Genomic DNA, 7761 nt, shown 5'->3' with positions numbered 1-7761 from the left:
GTGAGCCGTCTGATCCGCATTCGCTACGGCACTGTGGTGCTGCCGCGCGGCCTCAAGCGCGGCGTCTGGGTCGAGCTCGACGACCAGGACCTGCGCGCGGGCCGCCCTGGCCCTGCGCGCGGGCCCCGCCCTGCTGCGGCCCGCGCGCGTTGCGCTCGGGCTTGCCGTTGCGACCGTTGTTGCGCCGTTGTTCGCGGTTGCCCTGAGCGTCGCGCGACTCGCTTTGCGCCGCTGCGCCACGGTTGCCGCTGGCCAGCTGGCGGATCGCGCGCAGGTCCTGGTCGTCGAGCTCGACCCAGACGCCGCGCTTGAGGCCGCGCGGCAGCACCACAGTGCCGTAGCGAATGCGGATCAGACGGCTCACGGCCAGGCCGACCTTGTCGAACAGCTTGCGCACCTCACGGTTGCGCCCTTCGGTGATGACCACGCGGTACCAGCGGTTCGCTCCTTCGCCACCGCCCTCCTCGATGCTCTTGAAGCCGGCGGTCTGACCGTCGATCTCCACGCCCTCGAGCAGCTTCGCGCGCTGTTCCTCGTTCAGGCTGCCGAGCACGCGCACCGCGTACTCGCGCTCGACGCCGAAGCGGGGATGCATCAGTTGGTTCGCCAGTTCACCCGAGTTGGTGAACAGCAGCAGGCCCTCGGTGTTGATATCCAGGCGACCGACGGACTGCCACTTGCCCTGCTGAAGGCGCGGCAGACGGCGAAACACCGTGGGACGCCCTTCCGGGTCGTTCAGCGTGACCACTTCGCCGGTCGGCTTGTGATAGGCCAGCAGCCGCGCCGGGCCCGGCTGGATGCGCAGACGCACCGGCTTGCCGTCGACGGCGATGCGGTCGCCGTAGGAGATGCGCATGCCCACATGGGCCACCTCGTCGTTGACCGTGACCTTGCCGTCGAGGATGAACTGTTCCATGTCGCGGCGCGAACCGATGCCCGACTGCGCCAGCACCTTGTGCAGCTTGGGCGCCTCGGGCTCGGGGCGCAGCACGCGCTTGGTCGACTGCTCGACGCTGGCCTCATCGTCCGGCTCGGGTGGCTCGGCGTCGTAGGCACCCGACAGCACTTCCTCGAAGCGCTCCACCACCAGCGCCGGATCGAGCGCCGGTCGCGGTGCCTGCGGCGGGCGTTCGGCGCCGGGCTCGGCCGAGCCATCGGCGCCCGCAGCCTCGCCGCCTTCACGGCCGGCGCGGTCCTTGCGGCCTCGGCGCCGGTTGCGGCCACGACGGCTGCGCTCGCCCGATTCGTCGCCGGCCGCCGCCCCCGATTCGCCGGATCCGGCCGCTTCGGTCGGTTCGTTGTCGGCGGCTGTTCCTTCGGCCGCTTCCGCGGCAGCCGGCGCTGAGACCGGTACAGGTCGCTCGATCGGGGCCGGTCGGGCTTCGGCCGCCGCCGGCGCATCAGCCGCCACGGGCGACGCGACGGCTTCGGACGACTCCGCGACAGCCACATCGGCCTTGGGCTTGCGCCGCCGCGGGGTCTTCGGTGCCGCTGTGTCCGCATCGGCTTCGACGGCCGCCGTCACCTCCACGGCTGCCGTGCTCTCGGCCGCTGGCGTCGCCGCCTTGCGCGTGCGTCGCTTGACCGGCGCTGCAGCGGCGCTGTCGTCGCCGGTGGGCGGCGTGGCATCGGGCTGCGTATCGCTGGGCGGAGTGTCGTTCGAATTCATGTCTGGGTTTCCGTGCCGGCGTCGGCCGGCGGCGTGGGAAGTTCTGCGGTCGAGGAGAGAGCCTCCGATGCAGCCATGGGGATGGCTGCGTCGACAGCCTCGTCGTCGTCCGCGGCCGCTTCGTCCGAAGCCTCGAGCGGCTCCGGCGAAATGGCATCGAGGCCCGGCTGCGGGAGCCCGGGATCGTCCTCCCCCGGCAAGGCCGCATCGGCGGGGGCATCGAGCAGCGATACCTGGCCCGGCAAGGCGTCGACGAGCATCGTCACCGCTGGCGCGCCGTCGAGGGCGGGCAACTGCTCGAGCGTGGCGAGGCCGAGGTCGTCGAGGAACTGCCGCGTCGTCGCGAACAGCGCCGGCCGCCCCGGCGTTTCGCGGTGGCCGATCGCCTCGATCCAGCCGCGGTCCTCGAGCTGCTTGAGCAACTGGCTGTTGACGGTGACGCCGCGGATGTCCTCGATGTCGCCACGCGTCACGGGCTGGCGGTAGGCAATGATTGCCAGCGTCTCGAGCGTCGCGCGGGTGTAGCGCGGCGGCTTCTCGGGGTGCAGGCGATCGAGGTACTCGCGCAGCTCCGGACGGCTCTGGAAACGCCAGCCATTGGCCACCGCCACGAGCTCGACGCCACGGTCCTCCCAGTCGCGCGCCAGCTCGTCGAGCAGGATGCGCAGGGTGTCGGGGCCGAGTTGGTCATCGAACAGCGTGCGCAACTCGCGCAGCGGCAGCGGCTGCTGCGCGCAGATGAGCGCCGTCTCGAGGACGCGCTTTGCATCCTGTGTGTTCATCGAATCCGTCTGTCGTCTTGGCCGACTGGGGAGCCGGCGTGCAAGGGAACCGGGGTGCCTTCCGTGTGCTGTCTGCACTGCAGGTGCGGCGAGTGTCTCGGCCGCAGAGGCCGGCCGGAGCCGGGGTGTGGCTGAACTCGGGGGGGACCTGCGGTGGTCGGAGCCGGTCGAGCCGCCTTCGGCCACCGGCAAGGGCTGCATCAGCCCTGCGCGCCGATTGTATCTGTATCGTGGCCGGGCGCGTGCGACCCGCCCACGATCTGCTGCCAGGCCGCGCGCAGGTCGTCGGGCGGGACGGCGCTGAACTCGATCGGCTGCAGGCTCGCCGGATGGACGAAGCCCAGCCGGTGCGCATGCAGCGCCTGTCGCGTCAGGCCGAGTCCGGGACGGCCACCGTACAGCGCGTCGGCCAGCAGGGCATGTCCTCGCGAGGCCATGTGCACCCGGATCTGGTGCGTGCGGCCGGTGTGGAGCGTGCAGCGCACCGCGCTGACGGCGTCGCGCACCGCGATCAACTCGACATCGGTGCGCGCCGTCCGGCCGCCCGCCAGCACGGCCATCTTGATGCGCGACACCGGATCGCGACCGATCGGCGCGTCGATGCTGAAGACCGCCTGGCGCAGCACACCGTGCACCAGGGCCAGGTACTCGCGATGCACCTCCCGCGCGGCGATCGCGCGCACCAGTGACGTCATGGCCGGCAGCGTCTTGGCCACCACCATCAGGCCGCTGGTGTCCTTGTCGAGCCGGTGCACGATGCCGGCCCGCGGCAGCGCCGCCGCGCCGGCGTGATGCGCCAGCAGGCCGTTGAGCACGGTGCCCGACCAATTGCCGGGCGCCGGGTGCACCACCAGGCCGGCCGGCTTGTCGATGACCAGCAGATGGGCGTCCTCGAACACCACCGACAGCGCCACCGGCTCGGGCCGGAAGGCCTGGCTCTCCGGCGTGGGCAGCAGCGTGATCTCGATCTGCTGCCCCGCGCTGACGCGCCGTGCACGGGCGGTGACGGTCTGCCCGTCGATGCGGACCTGCCCGCCCTCGATCAGCGTCTGCAGGTGGTTGCGGGAGAACTCGCCCGCCAGCGTCGCGAGCCAGCGATCGAGGCGCTCGCCGTGCGCGTCGGCATCGACCCGCGCCTGGCGTTGCTCGGCATCGCCTGCCAGCAGTTCGGCGGGCTCGTCGGCCTCGGCCGGCTCGGTGGCCACGGTCTGGCGCAAGGGAGCACCCATATAATTTTGCTGTTCCTTCAACTGCGGCCGCCCCGGCGCCGCCTGCTGGTGATGACCGCGATGCGTATGAGCTCTGCCGCCGGATGGCGCGCGACCCTGGCCGTGGTGCTGGCGGCCGCCAGCATCGGACTGATCGGATGTGCCGGCGGCCCGAAGGACGAGTTTGCCGGCAAGAGCACCGACAAATTGTACGAAGAGGCGCGCGACGAAGCCGCCAACGGCAACTGGGAGCGCGCCTCCAAGCTGTACGAGAAGCTCGAGGCGCGCACCGCCGGCACCCAGCAGGCGCAGCAGACGCAGATCGACCTCGCCTACGCGTACTACAAGACGAACGAAAAAGCTCAGGCGCTGTCGACGATCGAACGCTTCATCAAGCTGCATCCCAGCAGCCCGGCGATCGACTATGCCTATTACCTGCAGGGCCTGATCAACTTCAACGAGAACCTCGGCCTGCTCGGCGGGCTGGCACGCCAGGATCTCTCCGAACGCGACCAGCAGGCCGCGCGCGACGCCTACCAGAGCTTTCGCCAGCTCACGCTGCAGTTCCCCAATTCCAAGTACACGCCGGATGCGCAGCTGCGCATGAACTACATCGTCAACACGCTGGCCACCTACGAGGTCCACGTGGCGCGCTACTACTACCGCCGCGGCGCCTACGTGGCCGCGGCCAACCGCGCCCAGCAGGCCGTGCAGGAATTCCAGCGCGCTCCTGCGACCGAGGAGGCGCTCTACATCCTGGGCATCAGCTACGACAAGCTCGGCCTGACCGAACTGCGCGACGATGCCCAGCGTGTGCTGCAGACCAACTTTCCGGAATCGCGCTATGTGAAGGACGGCTTCGAGACGGCCGACAAGCCCTGGTGGCAGATCTGGTGATCAGGCGGCCGGGCCCACGGCGCTGATCCCGCCGCCTCAAGCCCAGGCCGACGCCGCCTTCGATATCTCGGCCAACCACGCCAGCGCCTGCGCTTCCTCGCGCAGCACCTGCATCGGCGGCAAAGCGGCCCTCATGCGCTGTCCATAGCCCATCGTGCCCATGCGGGGGTCGCACACGACCAGCAGACCGCGATCGCTCTCGCTGCGGATCAGCCGGCCGGCACCCTGTTTCAGCGAGACCGCAGCCTCGGCCACGAAGTAGTCGTTGAAGGGGTTGCGCCCCTCGCTCTCGAGCCGCTTCACGCGCGCCTCGACCAGCGGATCGTTCGGCGGCGGGAACGGCAGCTTGTCGATGATCACGCACTGCAGTGCCTCGCCGGGCACGTCGATGCCTTCCCAGAAGCTCTGCGAACCGACCAGCACCGCGCGCGGCGTGTCGAGGAAGCGCTGCAGCAGCTGGCGCTTGGGCACGCTGCCCTGCATCAGCACGGTGATCGGCTCCGCATCGCCCTCGAAGTCGGACTGCAGCGCCTCGCCCACGCCGGACAGCGCACGCAGGGTCGTCGTCAGCACGAAGGTGCGCCCCCCCGCGGCCCGCGCGCAGGCCGCCGCCAGGCGTGCAACCGCCGCCGTGTGGCCCGGCTCGTTCGGCTTCGGGAAACGCGTGGGGACGTAGAGCCGCGCGTGCATCGGGTAGTCGAAGGGGCTGTCGACGCGCAGCGTGCGCGCCGTCTCCAACCCGGCCTGCTCGGTGAACCAGGTGAGCCGCTCGTCGGCTCCGAGCGTGGCCGACGTGAAGATCCAGGCCTTGGGCGCCGCCGCGATCTGCTCGCGCATCGCGTCGCGCACGTCGAGCGGTGATTCCACCAGCCGCAGCCCCTGCGGTGTGAGGTCGATCCAGCGCACGCGCCCCGGCTCGGCCTCGAGCCCGAAGCCGGCGGCGCGGGCGGCCAGCGTCGACGCCCGCTCCGCGAGCTTGGCCAGATCGGGTGACATCTCCGCCACGACGTCGAGCGCGTCGGCCGCACTCCGGCAGGCCTGCCCCAGCGCGGCGAGTGTCTCGATGAAGTCGGCCCGGTCGGCGCGATCGCCCCAGCGCAGCTTGAGGCTGCCGCGCACCTCGCGAAGGGGCCCGTTGGCCGCGAGGCGCAGATCGCGCGCCGCGCGGTCGCATCTTGCCGCCAGGTCCTGCCAAGGCTGCAGGCCGCGCGCCTGCGCCAGCCCGACGGCCAGCATGTCGCGCGCGAAATCGACCACCTGGGCGCTGCCCAGCGTGCTGCCGAGGAAGGCCACGCCCGCCTCGGCAAGCTGATGCGCTTCGTCGAACACCGCCACGTCCACGGAAGGCAGCAGCTCTGCCATGCCGGTGTCGCGCAGCGACAGGTCGGCGAAGAAGAGGTGGTGGTTGACCACCACCAGGTCGGCCGCCATCGCCTCGCGGCGGGCCTTCATCACGTGGCAGCCGCGGTATTCCGGGCATTCGCTGCCGAGGCAGTTCTCGCGCGTCGAGGTCACCAGCGGGATCACCGACGAGCGCTCGTCCAGGCCTTCGAGCTCGGCCAGGTCGCCGCTCACGGTGCGCTGCGCCCACTGCTCGATCTTCGCCAGCGTGCGCGCCGCATAGCGGTCGGGCAGCGCCGTCGTCTCCCGGGCCAGCACCAGCCGCTGCAGGCACAGGTAGCTGCCGCGTCCCTTCAGCAAGGCCACGCTGACCGGCAGGGCCAGCACCTCGCGCAGCCGCGGCAGATCGCGCAGGAAAAGCTGGTCCTGCAGGCTCTTGGTCGCGGTGCTGATCAGCGTGCGATGCCCGGCCAGCAGCGCAGGGACCAGGTAGGCGAACGTCTTGCCGACGCCTGTGCCGGCCTCGGCCACCAGCACCTCGCGCGCATCGATCGCATCGGCCACGGCTGCGGCGAGCTCCAACTGGGCGCCGCGCTCGCGGTACTGCGCATCAGCCCGCTGCAGCGGACCGCCGAACGCGAATGCCGCACTCACCGCCTTCTGCAGTTCGCTGCGCATGCCGTTGGCCGGGCTCATGAGCGCCCCGCGCTCACGGCCGCCGGCCGCTCCCGATCCCCCGCGGGGATGTCGCCCGCCTTCGGGCGGCCGTGCATCGACCTCATGCCGGCTCGGGCGGGCTGAGGCGCATTTCCAGTGTGGCGATCTGGTCCCGCAAGGCCAGGCGGCGCTTCTTGAGACGCCGCAGCGTCAGTTCGTCGAGGGGCCGCTCGACGGACGCCTGGTCGATCAGGCTGTCGAGGTCGCCGTGCTCGATGCGCAATTCGATGAGCCGGCGTTGCGGTGAATGCAGGTTGTCGTCCATCGGGGGTTGCACCGCCGCAATCTGGATGTCAACAGGCCTTGATGCCGATGCAAGCCTGCCATTGGTTCGCATGGCAATGAAGATTATAGTTTTCGGATGAGTACTGCGCCCCCAGGTTATCGACTTGCCGCCGCCACCGGCCTGCACCGCGGCGATCGCGCGTACCAGCAGGATCAGGTCGGCGTGCTGCCGCACCCACGGGTGCCGGGCTGCGTACTGGCCGTCGTCGCCGATGGCATGGGCGGCAAGAGCGGCGGGCGCAAGGCCGCCGACCAGGTGCTGCTCACCGCCCAGCAACTGTTCGAGCGCTACACGCCGACCCGCGACACACCCGCCGAGACGCTGAAGCAGCTCGTGCTCGAGTCGCACCTGATGATCAAGCTCACGGCGATCACCGCCGAGGAAGAACCGCACAGTACGCTGGCGGCTTTCCTGATCAGCGCCACACGCGCCTGCGACGTGATCCATGCCGGCGACTCGCGCGTCTACCACTTCCGCGGCGCAGAGCTGGTCAGCCGCACCGTGGACCACTCGTTCGTGCAGCGCCTGGTCGATGAAGGCCAGATCACCGAGGATGAGGCGAACACGCACCCGCAATCGAACCTGCTGACCGGCTGCCTCGGCACGCAGCAGGACCCGCCGCTGACGCTGAGCCACATCCCGTCGCTGGAAATCGGCGACACGCTGTTGGCCTGCAGCGACGGCTTGTGGCACTACTTCACGCCGCGCGAGCTTGGTGCGATCGTGCACACGCTGTCACCGCGCGAGGCCAGCGAGATGCTGGTCGGCAAGGCCCGGCATCGGGCCCGCGGGGGTGGCGACAACCTGTCGCTGGCGCTGGTGCGCGTCGAAGCGCTGGGCTGAAAGGGCTCCCTCGGCGGT

The 7761-nt window shown here is 70.5% G+C and carries 7 protein-coding genes; 2 read left to right on the top strand and 5 right to left on the bottom strand.

Going from position 1 to position 7761, the window contains the following annotated elements; translation table 11 throughout:
• Positions 1–52: 52 nt before the first annotated feature.
• The 3 genes from Y694_RS08375 to Y694_RS08365 form a co-directional block, all read right to left on the bottom strand.
• Positions 53–1669 carry a pseudouridine synthase gene (locus Y694_RS08375; RefSeq protein WP_051495658.1) on the bottom strand — a complete coding sequence of 539 codons (1617 nt, stop codon included), beginning with the start codon at positions 1667–1669 and terminating at the stop codon, positions 53–55.
• Positions 1666–2451, bottom strand: coding sequence for an SMC-Scp complex subunit ScpB (scpB, locus tag Y694_RS08370; RefSeq protein WP_036231540.1), 786 nt, complete (start codon positions 2449–2451; stop codon positions 1666–1668). Before scpB ends, Y694_RS08375 begins: the two co-directional genes overlap by 4 nt.
• Before the next feature lie 200 nt (positions 2452–2651).
• Positions 2652–3680, bottom strand: a complete 1029-nt coding sequence (locus Y694_RS08365) for an RluA family pseudouridine synthase (protein WP_231497592.1) — start codon at positions 3678–3680, stop codon at positions 2652–2654.
• 51 nt (positions 3681–3731) lie between these two features.
• Here Y694_RS08365 and Y694_RS08360 point away from each other — a divergent pair, with 51 nt between their 5' ends.
• Entirely contained in the window at positions 3732–4556 is an 825-nt protein-coding gene (locus tag Y694_RS08360) for an outer membrane protein assembly factor BamD (RefSeq protein WP_081771260.1), read from the top strand.
• 36 nt (positions 4557–4592) lie between these two features.
• Here the strand turns inward: Y694_RS08360 and Y694_RS08355 are convergent, their stop codons facing one another.
• A complete protein-coding gene (locus Y694_RS08355; RefSeq protein ID WP_231497591.1) occupies positions 4593–6593 on the bottom strand; it encodes an ATP-dependent DNA helicase in 2001 nt (666 codons plus the stop codon).
• An 82-nt stretch (positions 6594–6675) separates the two neighbouring features.
• Entirely contained in the window at positions 6676–6879 is a 204-nt protein-coding gene (locus Y694_RS08350; RefSeq protein WP_011829601.1) for a YdcH family protein, read from the bottom strand.
• Positions 6880–6975: 96 nt separating this feature from the next.
• Here Y694_RS08350 and Y694_RS08345 point away from each other — a divergent pair, with 96 nt between their 5' ends.
• A complete protein-coding gene (locus Y694_RS08345) occupies positions 6976–7743 on the top strand; it encodes a PP2C family serine/threonine-protein phosphatase (RefSeq protein WP_011829602.1) in 768 nt (255 codons plus the stop codon).
• Positions 7744–7761: the final 18 nt, after the last annotated feature.

The organism is Methylibium sp. T29-B (assembly GCF_000576225.1).
Lineage (GTDB): Bacteria > Pseudomonadota > Gammaproteobacteria > Burkholderiales > Burkholderiaceae_C > Methylibium > Methylibium petroleiphilum.
Note: the sequence above shows the minus strand (reverse complement) of the source record. Positions and strands in the feature narration are given on the sequence as shown.